At 62.0% G+C, this 17,321-nt stretch carries 16 protein-coding genes; 6 read left to right on the top strand and 10 right to left on the bottom strand.

All coding sequences use genetic code 11. The annotated features are described in order from the left end of the window. Positions 1 to 103 precede the first annotated feature (103 nt). Positions 104 to 985 carry a LysR family transcriptional regulator gene (locus tag AAIA72_RS13495; protein WP_369600824.1) on the bottom strand — a complete coding sequence of 294 codons (882 nt, stop codon included), beginning with the start codon at positions 983 to 985 and terminating at the stop codon, positions 104 to 106. A 96-nt stretch (positions 986 to 1,081) separates the two neighbouring features. On the opposite strand from AAIA72_RS13495, the gene AAIA72_RS13490 reads away from it, so the two are divergent. Both AAIA72_RS13490 and AAIA72_RS13485 read left to right on the top strand, forming a co-directional pair. Further along, positions 1,082 to 2,665, top strand: a complete 1,584-nt coding sequence (locus AAIA72_RS13490) for an NADH-quinone oxidoreductase subunit L (protein ID WP_369600823.1) — start codon at positions 1,082 to 1,084, stop codon at positions 2,663 to 2,665. Next, the gene (locus tag AAIA72_RS13485) at positions 2,658 to 5,165 is read left to right on the top strand and encodes a YbcC family protein (protein WP_369600822.1); all 2,508 of its coding nucleotides are present in this window, start codon (positions 2,658 to 2,660) and stop codon (positions 5,163 to 5,165) included. Before AAIA72_RS13490 ends, AAIA72_RS13485 begins: the two co-directional genes overlap by 8 nt. 8 nt (positions 5,166 to 5,173) lie before the next feature. On the opposite strand, the gene AAIA72_RS13480 is transcribed toward AAIA72_RS13485, so the two are convergent. Then, entirely contained in the window at positions 5,174 to 6,703 is a 1,530-nt protein-coding gene (locus tag AAIA72_RS13480; protein ID WP_369600821.1) for a YifB family Mg chelatase-like AAA ATPase, read from the bottom strand. Between the two features lie 59 nt (positions 6,704 to 6,762). Beyond that, positions 6,763 to 7,023, bottom strand: a complete 261-nt coding sequence (locus tag AAIA72_RS13475) for an accessory factor UbiK family protein (protein ID WP_369600820.1) — start codon at positions 7,021 to 7,023, stop codon at positions 6,763 to 6,765. Positions 7,024 to 7,332: 309 nt separating this feature from the next. Between AAIA72_RS13475 and glnK the strand changes: the two genes are divergently transcribed. The 3 genes from glnK to AAIA72_RS13460 all read left to right on the top strand — a co-directional run bounded on the left by glnK (position 7,333) and on the right by AAIA72_RS13460 (position 9,369). Next, on the top strand, positions 7,333 to 7,671 hold the full coding sequence (glnK, locus tag AAIA72_RS13470) for a P-II family nitrogen regulator (protein WP_369600819.1): 339 nt from the start codon (positions 7,333 to 7,335) through the stop codon (positions 7,669 to 7,671). A gap of 61 nt (positions 7,672 to 7,732) precedes the next feature. Beyond that, on the top strand, positions 7,733 to 8,989 hold the full coding sequence (locus tag AAIA72_RS13465; protein ID WP_369600818.1) for an ammonium transporter: 1,257 nt from the start codon (positions 7,733 to 7,735) through the stop codon (positions 8,987 to 8,989). Between the two features lie 128 nt (positions 8,990 to 9,117). After that, positions 9,118 to 9,369, top strand: coding sequence for a SemiSWEET transporter (locus AAIA72_RS13460; protein ID WP_369600817.1), 252 nt, complete (start codon positions 9,118 to 9,120; stop codon positions 9,367 to 9,369). Here the strand turns inward: AAIA72_RS13460 and AAIA72_RS13455 are convergent, their stop codons facing one another. The 4 genes from AAIA72_RS13455 to speE all read right to left on the bottom strand — a co-directional run bounded on the left by AAIA72_RS13455 (position 9,370) and on the right by speE (position 13,036). Further along, entirely contained in the window at positions 9,370 to 9,933 is a 564-nt protein-coding gene (locus tag AAIA72_RS13455) for a murein L,D-transpeptidase family protein (RefSeq protein ID WP_369600816.1), read from the bottom strand. 191 nt (positions 9,934 to 10,124) lie between these two features. Further along, positions 10,125 to 11,342 carry a beta-ketoacyl-ACP synthase I gene (fabB, locus tag AAIA72_RS13450; protein ID WP_369600815.1) on the bottom strand — a complete coding sequence of 406 codons (1,218 nt, stop codon included), beginning with the start codon at positions 11,340 to 11,342 and terminating at the stop codon, positions 10,125 to 10,127. Between the two features lie 35 nt (positions 11,343 to 11,377). Further along, entirely contained in the window at positions 11,378 to 11,896 is a 519-nt protein-coding gene (fabA, locus tag AAIA72_RS13445) for a bifunctional 3-hydroxydecanoyl-ACP dehydratase/trans-2-decenoyl-ACP isomerase (protein ID WP_369603011.1), read from the bottom strand. 276 nt (positions 11,897 to 12,172) lie between these two features. Beyond that, the gene (gene speE / locus AAIA72_RS13440; protein ID WP_369603010.1) at positions 12,173 to 13,036 is read right to left on the bottom strand and encodes a polyamine aminopropyltransferase; all 864 of its coding nucleotides are present in this window, start codon (positions 13,034 to 13,036) and stop codon (positions 12,173 to 12,175) included. 133 nt (positions 13,037 to 13,169) lie between these two features. Here speE and speA point away from each other — a divergent pair, with 133 nt between their 5' ends. Further along, a complete protein-coding gene (gene speA / locus AAIA72_RS13435; RefSeq protein WP_369600814.1) occupies positions 13,170 to 15,074 on the top strand; it encodes a biosynthetic arginine decarboxylase in 1,905 nt (634 codons plus the stop codon). Here speA and AAIA72_RS13430 read toward each other — a convergent pair. The 3 genes from AAIA72_RS13430 to AAIA72_RS13420 are packed head-to-tail and all read right to left on the bottom strand — an operon-like array spanning position 15,059 to position 17,321. Continuing rightward, on the bottom strand, positions 15,059 to 15,958 hold the full coding sequence (locus tag AAIA72_RS13430) for an FAD:protein FMN transferase (RefSeq protein ID WP_369600813.1): 900 nt from the start codon (positions 15,956 to 15,958) through the stop codon (positions 15,059 to 15,061). The genes speA and AAIA72_RS13430 overlap by 16 nt on opposite strands. Then, positions 15,959 to 17,122 carry a DUF3570 domain-containing protein gene (locus AAIA72_RS13425; protein WP_369600812.1) on the bottom strand — a complete coding sequence of 388 codons (1,164 nt, stop codon included), beginning with the start codon at positions 17,120 to 17,122 and terminating at the stop codon, positions 15,959 to 15,961. Further along, entirely contained in the window at positions 17,109 to 17,321 is a 213-nt protein-coding gene (locus AAIA72_RS13420) for a DUF4266 domain-containing protein (RefSeq protein ID WP_369600811.1), read from the bottom strand. Before AAIA72_RS13420 ends, AAIA72_RS13425 begins: the two co-directional genes overlap by 14 nt.

Genomic DNA, 17,321 nt, shown 5'->3' with positions numbered 1-17,321 from the left:
GATTCTGACGTAAAATGATAATTGCCGACGTATCCCAAGCTGAGGCGTTCGGCATTTTGTCTTCCTAAACCCCTTGTACGGAGCCTGTGGACAGGCTCCTTTTTTATTCCCGAAACAGCGAACCGAGCAATTTCAGCCGGTGCTCATGGAGCGTGGTGATGGCATAGAAGTGCTCATAGAGATTCTGCACCCGCCCCACCCTCACCAGCACGCCGGATGCCAGCTCATCCTGCACCACCACTTCAGGCAGCAGGGTCAGCCATCCGCTGTCCCGCGCGATCAGTCGCAACATGGCCATGTCATCCACCTCGGCACGCACCCTGAGCGCCACATTTTTCGCTGCGCAAAGGGCTTCGAAAGTACCGCGGACCGCATGCCCCGGTCCGGGCACGGCCAAAGGCTGACCGGCCAGGTCCTCCGGGATGCGCAGACTGTCCGCCGCCCACCGGTCTGACGCCCCGACAAGCGCCACGGGCTGACTTTCCAGCAACCGGCAATACAGGCGTTTCTCCCGGTCCACGGGTACAGACTCGTTGGCCAGCACCACATCAAGCCGGTGATCGAGCAAACGGGAGAGCAATGATTCCAGATCACCGGATTCCAGCGTCAGCATCAGATCCGGGCCACCCAAGAGGGGGCGAAGCCAGTTCTCCTGAAAGTTCCGGGAAAGGTTCGATACGCTGCCCACGCGGATATGCCTGGTATCAGGCCCGGCACCCTGCAGGCGCCCGAGCATCTCCGTGCCCAGCCCGAAAATTTCGTCCGCATAGGTCAGCACCAGGCGTCCGGTTTCTGTCAGCTCCAGCCTGCGCCCGGAGCGAACAAACAATTCTGCACCGAGACGCTCCTCCAGTTGCCGGATCTGCGTGGACAGCGCAGATTGAGAAATGTGAAGTGCCTGTGCTGCCCGTGTCAGGTGGCCGGTTCTCGCCACCCGCCAGAAATACAGCAGATGCCTGAAGTTGACCTGTTCAATCCCAATCATTCTTTTTTATCAATCAATAATATGTTTTATATGTATTTTACAGAATGATTGTCTGTGCGCAACATAGGGTCAGTCGGATCCAACACGAGGATGACCATGGCACTGCCCACTCAACTGACTTTGATGCTGGCATTGGCACCTGCACTCATCATGGCGATTGCAGCGCTCCGGACACTGGCTTCACCCGCCCACCGGAAAACAAGCTGGGATCCCCTGATCCGTCTCAGCGTGACCGCACTGGTTTTCACACTGCTTCAGGCTCTCCTTATCTCCGGCGGTCTTTTCCAGGTGCCCGTCGGCAACGGCTGGGTCCGGATCACGCCGGTCAGCCCGCTGATCACGGTTCTCGTGCAGATACTCGGAACAGTCATCGCGTTCAACTCCCGGACAAGCCTTGCCGACGAGCCCCGGCAAAGGCGCTACATCAGCGGCCTGGCCTGGGTCCTCACCGCGGTGCACCTGCTGCTGATTGCCGATCACTGGGTACTCTTCATCGGCAGCTGGGCCATGGTCGGCCTCGCATTGAACATCCTGCTCTGTTTCTACCCGGAGCGCCCCTTTGCACTGCTAGCGGCACACAAGAAACAGATTGCAGACTGGATGGCAGACATTCTCCTGGTCTCTGCGGCCATCCTGGCATGGCAGGCCAGCGGCTCCGGGTCGCTCAGCGGGCTGATGGATCATGTTGCGACCCGAGGCATGACGCCGGCATTGCAGGTGTGTGCGGTGCTGGTGGTTCTGGCTGCGGTGCTGCGAACGGCCTTGCTGCCCGTTCATGGCTGGCTGATTCAGGTCATGGAGGCCCCCACTCCCGTGTCCGCGCTCATGCACGCCGGTGTGGTCAACCTCAGCGCCGCCGTGCTGGTCCGCTTTGCGCCCTTGCTGGAGGCCTCCGAGCCGGCCCGCCTGCTGCTGACCGGATCTGGCCTGCTCACCGCGGTCCTGGCAGGCATGGTGCTGCTGACACGGATCAGCATCAAGGTGCGCCTGGCGTGGTCCACCTGCGCCCAGATGGGTTTCATGCTACTTGAGATCGGTCTTGGACTTTATACCCTGGCAATCCTTCACCTCATTGGTCACTCCCTTTACAAGGCTCACGCGTTTCTCTCGGCATCATCGGCTGTACGCCAGACGCAATACACCCACCTGCGGGGCACCATTTCGCCCAGACCCGTGACCTACCTGCTGGCACCGGCATTGTCCATCCCGATAGTACTGGCCATCAGTCTTCTTCCGGGCTTCCCTCTGTGGCCATGGTGGTGGAGCGTGGCACTGGGCTTCAACTGGGCGCCTCTGCTTTGGGTCGACCGTCATCAGCCCTGGCAGGTCGCATGGCCCGTACTGGCCGGCCGAACCTTGCTCACCACCGGACTGGCTGCCCTCGCATGGATTTTTCATGCGCCCCTGGCAGTCATTGAAGATCAGCCGGATCATGCCTCGGGCATGTTTGCTGCGGCAGGGCTGGCTTGTCTCTATGGCATTCTGGCGGGCATCCACCTGAGTCCGCACAGACTGGAAGGCTGGCGGCGCGCCTGTTATGCCGGCTTCTACCTGGATGAATACTTCACTCGTTTTGCACTGCGCATCTGGCCGCGACGCTGGGTGCCTGACGCCGCCACCGCGCCGTTTGTCCGGTTTGGCGAAACCGAACGTACTCCCGGAGGACTTCCCCATGTCTGATCACACCCGGAACCCTCGTCTGGCGACACACCGTCATGGTCTGCCGCCTCAGGCCGAAGAAGCTTTGCGTCGCGTCTGCGAGCGCGTCGCACCGATCTGGCCCCTGCATCAGGCCATTGCCGTCAATCCTTACTGGGGACGGATCGACATGCCCTTGCGAAAGGTGGCCGCCCGCCTGGCGGTTCTGGGCAACATCCGTGTCTTTCCCCCACGGGATCAGATCCGTCGCGCCTGGGATACCCATCAGATCCACACGCAGGATCTGGATGCGGCATTGACCCGGCTCGATGCACAAGGTCACACCGTGCCCGATGCGCAAACCTGCATTCAGGCCCTGCGGCATCCGCCGCGCGTGACACATCTGCCGCTGCTGATCGACCTGCTGGACAATGCCCCCGAACGCAACCGGCGACTGACCTGGCGATACGCCATCACCTTCCAGATCAGTCAGACGTGTGCAGCTTACTTTGACACCCATCAGAGCGACTGGCACTCCCCCGGCCGTCAGGCCGGCCTCTATCGCTTCTGGCGTGACACCCTCCGGCACGATCACGGGATCGGGGCGCTCATCGGTCTGCCCCGGCTCGGTGAGGCCCTGCATGCCTTGCCCGAGACCCTTGAAGATGCGGAGTGCTGGGTTGCCGAGCATGTCCGGCTGCCTGAAACAGTGATGGAAGATTATCTGGAAGCGGTGCTGCTCACCGTCAACGGCTGGGCCTCCTGGTGTGCAGGCCTCAGATGGCGGGCACGGCTCAGGCACGAAGATGACCATCACCTCCGGGAGCTGCTGGCGGTCCGGCTGGCATGGGGTGCCCTGCTGCTGGAGTGCTGTGATGATGATGCCATCAACCGGGAGCGGGAAATCCTGCACAAGGCCTGGCACGAAGCTCCCCAACGCCTCGCCTGGGCCGAATCGGAGCTGCAGGTGGATGAGATCTGGCAACTGGCTCTGGACATTTCGTTTCAGCGCCAGTTAACCCGGCGGTTGGTACCCATGCCTCAGATTTCTGCGCCAGAACGCCCCGAGATTCAGGCCGCATTCTGTATTGATGTGCGCAGCGAACCCATCCGACGCGCACTGGAAAACGTCTGGCCCGGTATCCGGACGCTGGGCGTGGCCGGCTTCTTTGGCCTGCCCGCTCGTTATCATCCTTTGGGTACCGCTGCGCAGTACGACATCCTTCCTGGTCTGCTTGCACCCACGGCGGACATCACGGATCAGTGCGTGCCCGGCCCGGATGCACCCGGCACGCACCGCGATCCCACTCGCCTGCAAACCGCACGGCAACGCCGCCTCAGCATTTCAGCCTTGTGGGATGATGCGAGCCGATGGCCCGGCACGGCCTTCTCCTATGCAGAAAATGCAGGCTTCCTTCGTCTGGTCCAACTCTGGCAATGGGTATTTCCACCAGATCAGCCGCGGGAGACGGTTCATCAGGCAGGGCTGACCAGCGGGGAACGTCACGCCTGGCGTCCGCGGATCGTCAACCTGAGCCGTGAAGAAAAAGCCCGCCTCGCTGAAGGCTTGCTCCGCAGTCTCGGCCTGACGGAAGGACTGGCCCCCCTGATCCTGCTGATCGGCCACGGCAGCCAGTCCGCCAACAACCCTCATGCGGCAGCGCTGGAATGTGGCGCGTGCGGAGGGCACAGCGGTGAAGTGAATGCCCGGGCAATGGCCGCCGTGCTCAATGATGCTGAAGTCAGGAAGTGCCTGCAGACCGCGGGCCTTGAGATCCCAGAAGAGACCTGGTTCATGGCAGCGCTTCACAATACCACGACCGATGAGCTGGAGGCCTTCGATACGGACCTGCTTCCCGCTGCGGCCGCAGCACGATGGCAGCGGTTTCAGGAAGTGTGGGCCCATGCCAGCGACCAGGTACGCCGGAAGCGGGCCTCCGGACTGGGCGTGGATCCCCGCCTGCCGGCCCCCGCATTGCTCCGGCAGTTGCGCCGCCGGGCGAACGACGGGGCTCAGCTCGTTCACGAGTGGGGACTGGCCAACAACGCCGCCTTCATCATCGCGCCGGGATCCAGAACGCGAAATTCTGATCTGGAGGGACGGGTATTCCTTCATGACTACCAGCCAGACTCCGATCCTGACGGAACCATTCTGGAAACGATCCTGACCGGCCCCCTGCTGGTCACCCACTGGATCAACTGGCAATACCACGCGTCCACCTGCGATCCGGAGCACCTCGGCAGCGGCAACAAGTTACTGCACAATGTGGTCGGCGGAGGTATCGGCGTCTTCGAGGGCAACGGAGGAGATCTCCGCATTGGCCTGCCCCGGCAATCCGTCTACACCCGCGATGACTGGCGACACCAGCCTGTTCGCCTGACAGTCCTCATTGATGCACGCCGGGAGACCATCGACAGCATCCTGAGCAGACATGAGATCCTGAGGCACCTGCTGGAACATGACTGGATACATCTCTGGCGCCTGACAACAGCCGGCTATGAAAGCCGCCTCCGGAGTGGCTGGTCTGATGTCATACTGTAACGCCGGTGTCAGCCCGAGTGTACTTCCCTGCCCTGCACCGGCCGGTCAAGTGCACGCAGGCTGATGGCTTCCAGCACATGGGTGTCGCGGATCGTCGCGGATCCGGCCAGATCGGCCACCGTGCGTGCCACACGCAGAATGCGGTGATAGGCCCGCGCCGAGAGGCCAAGCTTTTCCATGCTGAGCAACAGCACCCGCTGGGCCGCGTTGTCGGGCTTGCAGTAAGTATCGAGCCAGCGCCCTTCGAGCCACTGATTGGGGTAGCCCTGACGGACCAGCTGGCGCTGTCTGGCCGCCATGACCCGCTCACGCACCGCAGCGGAATCTTCCATGGGCGTGTCATCCTGCAGCGCAGCGGCCGGTACGGCAGGGACTTCCACATGCATGTCGATCCGGTCGAGCAGCGGACCGGACAGTTTCTGACGATACTGCTCGATGCGCTGCGGCGTGCATTCGCAGGCCCGGTCAGGATGGCCGGCATACCCGCAGGGGCAGGGGTTCATGGCTGCGACCAGCTGGAACTGGGCCGGGAAGCGGGCCTGATGCCGGGCCCGGGTAATGACAATCTCCCCGGATTCCAGCGGCTCTCGCAATACCTCCAGCACCTTGCGGTCAAACTCGGGCAACTCGTCGAGAAAGAGCACGCCCCGGTGGGCCAGGGAAATCTCGCCCGGTCGCGGCGGACTGCCACCGCCCACCAGGGCGGCGGGTGTGGCCGTATGGTGAGGCGCCCGGAAACGACGCTGCAGGAAGGTGTCCGGCCGCACATCCAGGCCGGCAATGGAGGCAATGGCCGCGGCCTCCAGGGCCTCATCCTCGGTCAGCGGCGGCAGAATGCCGGGCAGACGGCTGGCGAGCATGGTCTTGCCGGTTCCGGGCGGGCCAAAGAACAGCAGGTGATGCCCCCCGGCAGCCGCCACTTCCAGCGCCCGGCGGGCCTGATACTGGCCGCGCACATCCGCCAGATCGGGCACCTGCCCGGTGCGCAGCTGCTGCGGCCGGATCATTTCAGCCGGCTCAAGGGTCACCGCACCGCCCAGATGTTCCACTGCCTGTCTCAGATCCGTGACCGGATAGGCTTCCAGTTCCCGCACCAGCGCCACTTCCGACAGGGAACGGACCGGCAGCAGCATCCGCCGGCCCACCCGGTGACACTGGAGCGCGCTGGGCAGCAAGCCGCGAACGGGCCGGACCTGACCGCCCAGCGCCAGCTCCCCGTAGACTTCATAGGTTCTGAGACCGTCGGCACTGATCTGGCCGCTGGCGGCCAGAATCCCCAGCGCGATGGCCAGGTCATAGCGCCCGCCTTCCTTGGGCAGATCGGCGGGAGCAAGATTGACCGTGATGCGCCTTGCGGGAAATTCGAATCCGGCGTTCTGAATCGCACTGCGAACGCGATCTTTGCTTTCGCGGACGGCCGTTTCCGGCATGCCGACGATGTTGAAGGCCGGCAGCCCGTTGGCGAGATGGGTTTCCACTGCAACCAGCGGCGCACGCATGCCCTGCGTGGCGCGGGAATAGAGAATGGCGAGTGACATGACGCCTCCTTGTCAGTTGTGCTTCCCTGCCCGGATGCCCCGTCCCGGGGCCATGCAAATTACGCGTCCGTGCTGGCGTTCAGCAGACGCTCGAGATCTGCCACGCGTGCCTCCAGCTGATCCACCTTTTCACGGGTCCGTCGCAGAACCTCGGTCTGGATCTCGAAATCTTCGCGCGTCACCAGATCCAGTTTGGTGATGACGCTCATCACCGCAGCCTTGAGCTGCTGCTGAACATCTTCGTGGGCACTGCGGGCCAGCTCGGGCAACACACTGCCCAGTTGCTGTTGCAAGGTGGAAAACAGATCATTCGGTGACATGTGCGGACTCTGGGTTCTGGATTCAGCGCACATTCTAACAGAAATGACACGCGGGAGAAGTCACCCGCCTCATGCACCACAACGGCGCAGGCAGCAGTGTGGTGCACAGGTCTTGTGCGCTATAATGGAGCACATCATCCAGAGGAACGGATCCACTCTAACGCAACATACTGAATTCACGTCAGAAACAGGAGTTGGCACAACCTTCGCTCATTCATGCACAGATTCCGCACCCGGGTATCGCCCGGTGTGCATGAACGGGATCGGAGGTTTTGCACTCCATCATCGATGCCAAACAGGAGAACATTTATGAAACTGGTCACAGCAGTCATCAAGCCATTCAAGCTCGACGACGTTCGTGAAGCACTGTCCGAAATCGGCGTTCAGGGCGTCACCGTCACCGAGGTCAAGGGTTTCGGCCGTCAGAAGGGTCACACCGAGCTGTATCGCGGTGCCGAATATGTGGTGGACTTCCTGCCCAAGGTCAAGGTGGAAGTCGCTATCGGCGATGCCCTGCTCGATCAGGTGGTGGAAGCCATCATGAAGGCTGCCAACACCGGCAAGATCGGCGACGGCAAGATCTTCGTCCAGAACCTGGAGCAGGTCATCCGGATCCGGACCGGCGAAACCGGCGAAGACGCGATCTGATCCCGGTCGTCAACTTTCACCATATCTTCCAACATTCAAGCCTGGTGCGGAGGGCTTTTTTATGGAAAACGCAGTTTTTCACCTGCAGTATGCAATCGATACATTCTACTTTCTTGTATGTGGCGCCCTGGTCATGTGGATGGCGGCCGGATTTGCCATGCTCGAAGCGGGCCTGGTACGGGCCAAGAACACCACCGAAATCCTGACCAAGAACGTGGCGCTGTATGCCATCGCCTGCCTCATGTACCTGGTCACCGGCTATGCGATCATGTACGGCGGCGAATTCTTCCTGACCGGCATTCAGACGGTCGATGCCACCGAGACGCTGAAGTCCTTTGCCGAACGTGAAAACGGCATCGAGGGTAGTGCCATCTACTCCGGCGCGTCAGACTTCTTCTTCCAGGTCGTTTTCGTGGCCACGGCCATGTCCATTGTCTCCGGTGCCGTTGCCGAGCGCATGAAGCTCTGGGCATTCCTGGCCTTTGCCGTGGTCATGACCGGTTTCATCTACCCGATGGAAGGCAGCTGGACTTGGGGCGGCAAGTCGGTTTTCGGTCTTTATGAACTGAAGTTCGTGGACTTCGCCGGCTCCGGCATCGTTCATATGGCCGGTGCTGCCGCAGCCCTGGCGGGCGTCCTCCTGCTGGGTGCACGCAAGGGCAAGTACGGCCCGAACGGTCAGATCAACGCCATTCCGGGTGCCAACCTGCCGCTGGCGACCCTGGGTACCTTCATCCTGTGGATGGGCTGGTTCGGCTTCAACGGCGGCTCCGTGCTCAAGCTGGGGGATATTGCCAGCGCCAACAGCGTCGCCATGGTCTTCCTGAACACCAACACGGCTGCAGCCGGTGGTGCCGTCGCAGCGCTGATCACCGCCCGGCTGATGTTCGGCAAGGCGGATCTGACCATGCTGCTCAACGGTGCGCTGGCCGGTCTGGTGGTCATCACCGCGGAACCCTCAACACCCTCTGCCCTGCAGGCAACTCTCTGGGGCGCGCTGGGCGGCATTCTGGTGGTCTTCTCCATCCTGACGCTGGACAAGCTGAAGATTGATGATCCGGTGGGTGCCATCTCCGTCCACGGTATCTGTGGTCTGCTCGGTCTGCTGCTGGTGCCGGTGACGAATGCTGACGCCACCCTGGGTGGCCAGATCGTCGGCGCGCTGACCATCTTCGTCTGGGTCTTCGGTACCAGCCTGATTGTCTGGAGCCTCCTCAAGGCGGTCATGGGCATCCGCGTCTCCGAAGAGGAAGAGTACGAAGGTGTGGACCTGGCAGAATGCGGCATGGAAGCCTATCCGGAATTCGCCAACAAGTAAGCGGGCACATCGCCATCATTTCGGGGCATCCACGGATGCCCCTTTTTGATGCCTGTATTTCGGTTTCAACCCACTGCCGTGCGCAGCCGATCTCCCGTATACTTCACCCTGTCAGACACGGAGCCCGCATGATTCAGGATATTTTCGGCATACTTGCCGCCGTACTCACTACCGTTTCCTTTCTGCCCCAGGTCATTCATACCCTGCGCACCCGGGATACCCGCAGCCTGTCCCTGGGCATGTATGCAATTTTCACCGCAGGCGTGGCATGCTGGCTGGTGTACGGCATCCTGCTCGGTGCCTGGCCGATCATTGCCGCGAACGTGATCACGTTGCTGCTGGCCGGCTGCGTGCTCGTCATGAAGATCCGCCACGGCTGATCAGGGCAGGATCTCGATGGGCGTGCCGTCCGGCACCCGCTCCCAGACTTCCTTCATGGCCGTATTGGTCAGCGCTATGCATCCGTTTGTCCAGTCCGTATAGAGCAGACGGGCGATATCCTCCTCTCCTCCCAGCGAATTGGGCCAGCCATGAATCATGATCATGCCGCCGGGGTCCACGCCCAGCGCCCCGGCACGGGCCCGATCGTCCTCGTTCGGGTAGGAGATGTGAAGGGAGCGGTAGAACTGGCTGTTCGGATTGCGCCAGTCAATGATGTAACGCCCCTCGGGCGTCCGTTCATCGCCTTCCTGCAGCTTGTGCCCCTCGGGCTGGTCGCCAAGCGCGATAGCATAAGCCCGCACGGGCACTCCGCCGGACATCAGGTAGAGAATGCGCTCATGCTTGACCACCCGCACCAGATCAACGGGTGCCTGATCCAGCATGGCCAGTTGTGCGGGTTCACCCGCGGTCGCTTCGTGGCGCTGCACAAGCGATTCCCCCGCACCGGCAAGGGCCGGCAGGGCAAGGCAGAGAGTCCAGACGCGTACTGCACGTTTCAGCATGTCTGTACATTAGACCAGGCCCGGCATCGTGCGCAAGGGTTCAGTCCGCGGGATCTGCGGGCAGCAAAATACGGGTGACGTTGTCGACCAGTGTTTTTTCTTCCACTCTGGCTTCCAATCAGCAAGGCCGGGTTTCCCCGGCCTGAACCGGCTGCCCACCTGACGGGACAGGCCGCCCGCGGCGTGCTGCTTCAGCCCTCGTAACGGCTGAATACCAGCGAGGCGTTGGTGCCGCCGAAACCGAAGCTGTTGCTCATCACCGTATTGAGCGTGGCATCCCGCGGCTCGGTCACGATGGGCGCGCCTTCGGCACCTTCATCCAGCGTCTCCACGTTGATGGATGGCGCGATGAAGCCGTGCTTCATCATCAGCAGACTGTAGATGGCCTCATGCGCCCCTGCCACACCCAGACTGTGCCCGGTCATGGACTTGGTCGAACTGATGGCCGGCAGATTTTCACCAAAGACCTCACGGACAGCGTTGAGCTCCGTGATATCCCCCACCTTGGTGCTGGTGCCATGGGTATTCAGGTAGTCCACCGGTGTCCTGACCGTGGCCAGTGCCTGCTTCATGCAGCGGACAGCGCCCTCACCGGAAGGCGCCACCATGTCGGCACCATCAGAAGTGGCACCGTAGCCCACCAGTTCCGCATAGATGGGTGCCCCGCGACGCAGGGCATGCTCCAGTTCCTCCACCACCACGATGGCACCGCCACCGGCGATCACAAAGCCGTCACGATCCGCATCATAGGGCCGGCTGGCCGCTTCGGGGCGATCGTTGTACTTGCTGGACAGCGCGCCCATGGCATCAAAGAGCACGCTGAGTGTCCAGTGCTCCTCCTCTCCGCCACCGGCGAAGACGATATCCTGCTTGCCCAGCTGGATCTGTTCCCAGGCATGACCGATGCAGTGCGCACTGGTGGCGCAGGCCGAGGTGATGGAGTAATTGACACCGGTAATGCCAAAGGCCGTGGACAGACAGGCATTGACGGAGCTGTTCATGGTGCGCGGCACCCGGTACGGACCGACGCGCTTGACGCCCTTCTCGCGCAGGATGTCCACGGACTCCACCACATTGCTGGTGGAAGCACCACCGGAGCCGCAGATGATGCCCGTCCGGGGGCTGCGGATCAGTGACTCGTCCAGCCCCGCGTCCGCCACGGCCTGCTGCATGGCGATATAGGCGTAGGCCGCGCCATCCCCCATGAACCGCAGCAGCTTGCGATCAATGTGCGCCTCCAGATCCAGGCCCATAATGGAGCCGCTGACCTGACTGCGCAACCCGACTTCCTTGTAGGATTCGTTGAACCGGATACCGGAGCGGCCCGCCTTCAGGGAGGCCGCCACTTCGTCCTGATTGTGCCCGATACAGGAAACAATCCCGATACCGGTGATCACTGCTCGCTTCATGCCTTACCTCGTTACCTGTGCGTTGTCGGACCGGGTCAGTCGGCGAACAGCCCGACCTTCAGATCGTGTGCAGTATATATGCGCTCGCCATCCACGTACAATTCGCCATCCGCCAGCCCCATCACCAGCTTGCGGGCGATCACGCGCTTGATATCAATACGGTAGCGGACATTGCGGGCGTCGGGCAATACCTGACCGGTGAACTTCACTTCACCCACACCCAGCGCGCGCCCCTTGCCCTTGTGGCCTTTCCACGCCAGAAAGAAGCCGACCAGCTGCCACATGGCATCCAGCCCGAGACAGCCGGGCATGACCGGATCATCCTTGAAGTGGCACTGGAAAAACCAGAGATCGGGCCGGATATCCAGCTCGGCTTCAATGTAACCCAGGCCGTACTTGCCGCCCGCGTCCGTAATGGTCGTGACCCGGTCCACCATGAGCATGGGACCCGTTGGCAGTTTCGGATAACCGGGTCCGAACAGCTCGCCCTGCCCGCTGGCTTCAAGCGCCGGCCGGTCAAACTGTTCCGTTCTGCCGGTTGTTTCCGGACTCACCTTTGCCTCAATCACGTCGCTCTCCTTTCAGCGTACACCTGTACGCCGAATAATACTTTATCAGCGCTCAGAGTACACGTTCTGTATGAATTCTGTTTGACAGTGTTCCGAGGCTGAAATGGTAGGCAGGGCCCCGACAAGCGTCTATTGGACAAAGGTCGGCTCGGCCGGCAACGGTGGCCAGCCCGGGGCAAGACGGCAGAAGGCCGGTAAGAAAGGCGGGGCAAGCCGCCGGCTCCACATGCCGATGCGGGCCGGCGGCGAGACCGAGCCTTGTCAGTCGTGGGTCAGCTCGCGCTTCATGAATTCCGGAAGCGCCAGTGCGCCGCGGTGGATACCCGCGTTGTAGTACTCGGTGGGGAAACCGCGGTTTTCCGCGTCATCCTCGCGGAAAGCGGTCAGCTCAACGCCCTTGCCGGCCAGGGTGCAGCTCCACCAGCCCGTCGGGTAAACTACCTGCGGGAACGGCAGCGTCCGGACGGCGTCGAAACCGGCAGCCAGCATGTCCTTGTGAATCTTGCGGATAAGGGTGCCCGTGTGCAGCAGCGGCGATTCGGATTGCTGTACCAGAATGCCCCCGTCTGCCAGCGCCGTCCAGCAGGTGCGATAGAAATCTTCCGCAAACAGCCCCTCTGCCGGGCCGACCGGATCCGTGGAGTCCACGATGATGACATCGAAGCTGCCGGGCACCGCATCCTGCATCCATTTCACGCCGTCACCGAAGAAGAAATGGGCGCGCGGATCGTCGTTGCTGGTGCACAGCTCAGGGAAGTAGATTTCGGAAACGCGGGTCACACGCTCGTCAATCTCCACCTGCCAGGCTTCTTCCACGCCGTCGTGCTTGAGCACTTCCTTCAGGGTGCCGCAGTCGCCCCCACCGATGATCACCACCCGTTTGGGGTTGCGGTGCGTGAAGAGCGCCGGATGCGTCATCATCTCATGGTAGAGGAAGTTGTCCCGTGTCGTGAGCATGACACAGCCATCCAGTACCATCAGATTGCCAAAGGTTTCGGTCTCGTAGATCTCGAGTTTCTGGTACGGCGTCTGCTCTTCATGCAGCTTCTTCTTGATTTTCAGGGAAAAACCGGTCCCCTCGTCCTGAAAGATTTCGGTAAACCAGCCCGGCATGATTTCGCTCATCTGCATTTGCTCCATTCGCATTCCTGGGTGATGGCCTATTGTAGCGGCAGCGGGCTGCCCGTAGGTATCATTTTCTTTTCGCGTCTTCCGGATCCCGCGGTAGAATAGCCTGCCCAGACATCAGGAGCGCACCATGCCCGATCACCATGTCCTCAACGCCTACAACATCCCCTGGTGGAGCAACGGTTACTGTACAGTGGATGAAGCAGGCCGCCTGTGCATGCTGCCCGACCCGGCACGCAAGAGTGTGCAGATCCCGCTGGACGAGGTTATCCGCCGGGCACGCTCCGAGCTTGGACTTTCCCTGCCGCTGCTGGTGCGATTCGATGACGTCCTGCATCACCGGGTCAACAGCCTGGTGTCCGCTTTCAACGAAGCCAGGGTACAGCTGGAATACGAGGGTCGGTACACGGTCGTCTATCCGATCAAGGTGAACCAGCAGGAACACGTCATCAGCACCCTGATCGACAGTCCACCCGCCAGTGAAAACGGTCAGGTCGGGCTGGAAGCCGGCAGCAAGCCGGAACTTCTGGCCATTCTGGGCAAGGCCCCGGCGGGCAGCACGCTGGTCTGCAACGGCTACAAGGACCGGGAATTCATCCGCCTGGCCCTCATGGGCGAGCAGCTTGGCCACAAGGTGTACATTGTCCTGGAGAAGATGACCGAACTGGACTATGTGCTGGAAGAAAGCGCCCGTCTTGGCGTCAAGCCCCGCCTCGGCCTGCGTGCCCGGCTGGCCTCCATCGGCAAGGGCAACTGGCAGAACACGGGCGGAGAGAAGTCCAAGTTCGGCCTGTCCGCCGGACAGATTCTTGCGGTTGTGGACAAACTGCGTGACGCCGGCAATCTGGACGCCCTACAGCTGCTCCATTTCCATCTGGGCTCCCAGATCGCCAACATCCGCGACATCCAGACCGGGCTGAGTGAATGTGCACGCTTCTACAGTGCGCTGTACGAGGCCGGCGCCCCGATCCGGGTCGTGGATATCGGCGGTGGACTGGGTGTGGATTACGAGGGTACGCGCTCGCGCTCCATCTGCTCGGTGAACTATACCCTCGCGGAGTACGCGTATCATGTGCTGCGTACGTTCAGGATGCAGTGTCACGAGGCCGGGCTGCCGGAACCGGATATCATTTCCGAATCAGGACGCGCACTGACCGCACATCATGCCGTGCTCCTCACTCAGGTGGTGGACTGCGAGCCCGCCCTGCCCGACCGCGGCACCATCCAACCGCCCGGAGAGGACGCGCCGGCGCCCCTGCACAACCTCTGGGAGGATTGTCAGGCGCTCGCTCCCGGCAGTACCCGCTCGCCGCTGGAAATCTACCACGACGCCACTCTGTCCGTCTCCGACCTGTACACCCTGTTCATTCACGGCAGTGCATCCCTGGCCGACCGTGCCGAAGGCGAACGCCTGTACCGCATCATCTGCAGCCGGGTCCGGGCACAACTGTCCCCTCGCAACCGCAACCACCGGGAGGTACTGGACGAACTGAATGAAAAGCTGGCAGACAAGCTGTTCCTGAACTTCTCCCTGTTCCAGTCGCTGCCCGATGTCTGGGGCATTGACCAGATCTTTCCGGTGCTGCCCATTACCCATCTGAACGAACCGGCGACCCGGCGCGTGGTGATTCAGGACATGACCTGCGATTCGGACGGACGCCTGGACATGTACGTGGATGGCGACGGGATCGAAACCACCCTGCCTGTGCCGGAAAGTCAGTGCCAACCCGGCGCCCTGTACGGATTCTTCCTGGTGGGCGCCTATCAGGAAATTCTGGGCGACATGCACAACCTGTTCGGCGACACCCACGCTGTCAACGTGCGCCTGCGCCCGGACGGAGACTTCGAACTCAATGGTTCCACGCCGGGAGACAACGTGGAGAAGGTGCTGCGCTACGTGCACGTGGACCCGGAGCGGCTGCGCGAGCGCCTGGAGGCCAAGATCCGGGCGTCGGGTCTGGATCCGGAAACGGCCCAGTCCATCCTGACTGCAGTGAACGAAGGCCTGGCAGGCTACACCTATCTGGAGGACTGATCCGCCAGAGGCCCGGCCCGCGACAGGTCGGGGCGGATGCCGAGCCAGGGCAGTCCGGTATCGTTCAGCCAGCCGGGGGCGTCGGCTTCCCTGAGCATGGCCACCGTTGCCAGACTGCCCGCGATCAGACAGCTTCCGGCAATAACGGTCATGCTGGCCCAGGTGGACGGCGGCCAGCCGGTCTTCGGGTTGAGGATGTGGCAGTAACGCACCCCCTCCACTTCAAGGTAGCGTTCATAGTCACCCGACGTGGCAATGGCACCCGCCTCCAGTTCAAGGTGAAGGCAGGGGCGGTCCGGCTGCCGGGGATGACGGATGCCGATCCGCCAGGCGGTGCCATCCGGATGGGGGCCAATGACACCAATGTCGCCGCCGAAGTCCACCAGGCCATGCTCGATCCCCTGCTCCCGGCACAGGTTGACCACCACGTCCACCGCGTACTCCTTGCCGATCCCCCCGAAGTCCAGCGCAAAGCCTTCTGGCATGTGCAATACCGGCGGTGCCCAGCGCACATGCGCCCAGCCACAGCGAGACAAGGCTTCCCGAAGCCTCCCGGGATCCGGCAGCTGGTGACCATGAAAATCCCAGCAGCGGCTGAGCACGCCGGAGGTCAGATCAAAGAGCCCGTCACTCTGCTCCCAGAGTGCATGCCCGTACTGAATCAGGGCCGCGGTCGTGTCATCACAGACCCAGTCCGAGCCGGCATGGTCGTTGATACGCGCCAGCAGGCTGTCAGTCCGGAAACGGGAATAGGTCTGCTCAAAGGTCCGCAGCCAGTCCCGGACGCGGACAACGGTCTGCTGCACCCTGACGGCATCGCCGTAGAGATGCAGCTGACAGGGGCTGCCCAGCGCCCGGAATCTGACGTGATGACAGGTGCTCACCTAGAAGCTGTAATCCATGCCAAGCGTGACCAGCGTGAAGCTGAGCAGGGCCGGATGCTCCACCTCCACCGATCCCAGTGCCAGGGCGCCATCGGCCATGTAACGTTCCGCGCCGATCACCACCTTCCAGTTCAGGGCATGCGCTTCCACCCGGATGCCCGCCGTCACGGCACCGAAGGGTGACAGCCGGTGATCCGAGGACTGATAGCCGGTGCGGCTGGTCTTGTCCGTCGGAAAGTAGAAATCCGCCTGACTCTGGGTGTAATAGCGGAAGCTCGGCACCACTCTCAGGTTCGCATCCAGGTTCTGGTACCAGGCCAGATCCACGGTATGGGAGATGATACCCCAGTCGTCACTGTAGAGACGGTAATCCGCATGCAGCGCGGCGTTCTGATCCTTGAAGAAGCGCCGGTAGCGTGTCGCCCATGCCCAGCTCACACGTTCGTCAGGCCGCACATCGACCGCCTTGTAGGGATCCGACAGAAATCCGCTCAGGCGCTTGAGAGAGACGCCTGTCTGAATCTGGGCCACCTGACTCAGTACGCGCGTATAACTGGCCGCCACGGACACGGCTTGCTTGTCTTCCCGGGTCACTCTTGTGAAGCCGGTCTGCTGGGTCGGTTCAAGGGTGTCGTCACTGACAGTCAGACCGAGCCCCCAGGTATTGAGCCGGTCTTCGCTGGTAGTCTGGCCATCCGCGGAAACGCTGTAAGCAGTATAGTCATCTTCGGCGGAGTATCCCAGTGCCATGCCCAACTGGCTGTAGTCGAAGTAGCGGCGCGCCGATACATTCAGGTCACGCCGCAACTCCTCGATGCTGGCGCCGGTCATGACCACCTTCGGCTGCCCGTCCGTACCCGCCGAGGTGCCGAAAGGTGATGCCCCCGTCAGCGATTCCTGCTGATAGTTCACGGCCAGCCCCCAGTCGTCCCCCAGGGCAGTGCCGAGGCTGAACTGGTGGATGTTGATATCGTAGCGCTCACCCGAACCACTGGCCAGCTTGCCCGGCTCAATGTCATCTTCGCGATAGAGGGAGTAGCGATAGCCCAGAGTCGTCACTTCAGGCGGGCTGTCCGCCCGCGCCTGAGTCGGCATGCCGGGTAATGCCATGGCTGCGCTGGCCAGCGCCAGCAGGGTCTTTCCCGACGTCTCAGTTACAGCCACAGCCGCCACCTCCCGCTGTCGCCCCGCCGGAGGAGGCTTCCTTGCTGAAGTACACATGGTCTTTCAGGGAAGACTGCATGGCATCCGGATCAAACGCCATTTCGGTGCGTGCCAGCTCACCGCGCTGCCACGGCTTGACTTCCGCACACCCGGCCAGCAGCGCGCTGACCAGACATGCACAGACAACAAAGGATTTCAC

The sequence above is a fragment of the Thermohahella caldifontis genome (assembly GCF_041153465.1).
Lineage (GTDB): Bacteria > Pseudomonadota > Gammaproteobacteria > Pseudomonadales > Oleiphilaceae > Thermohahella > Thermohahella caldifontis.
Note: the sequence above shows the minus strand (reverse complement) of the source record. Positions and strands in the feature narration are given on the sequence as shown.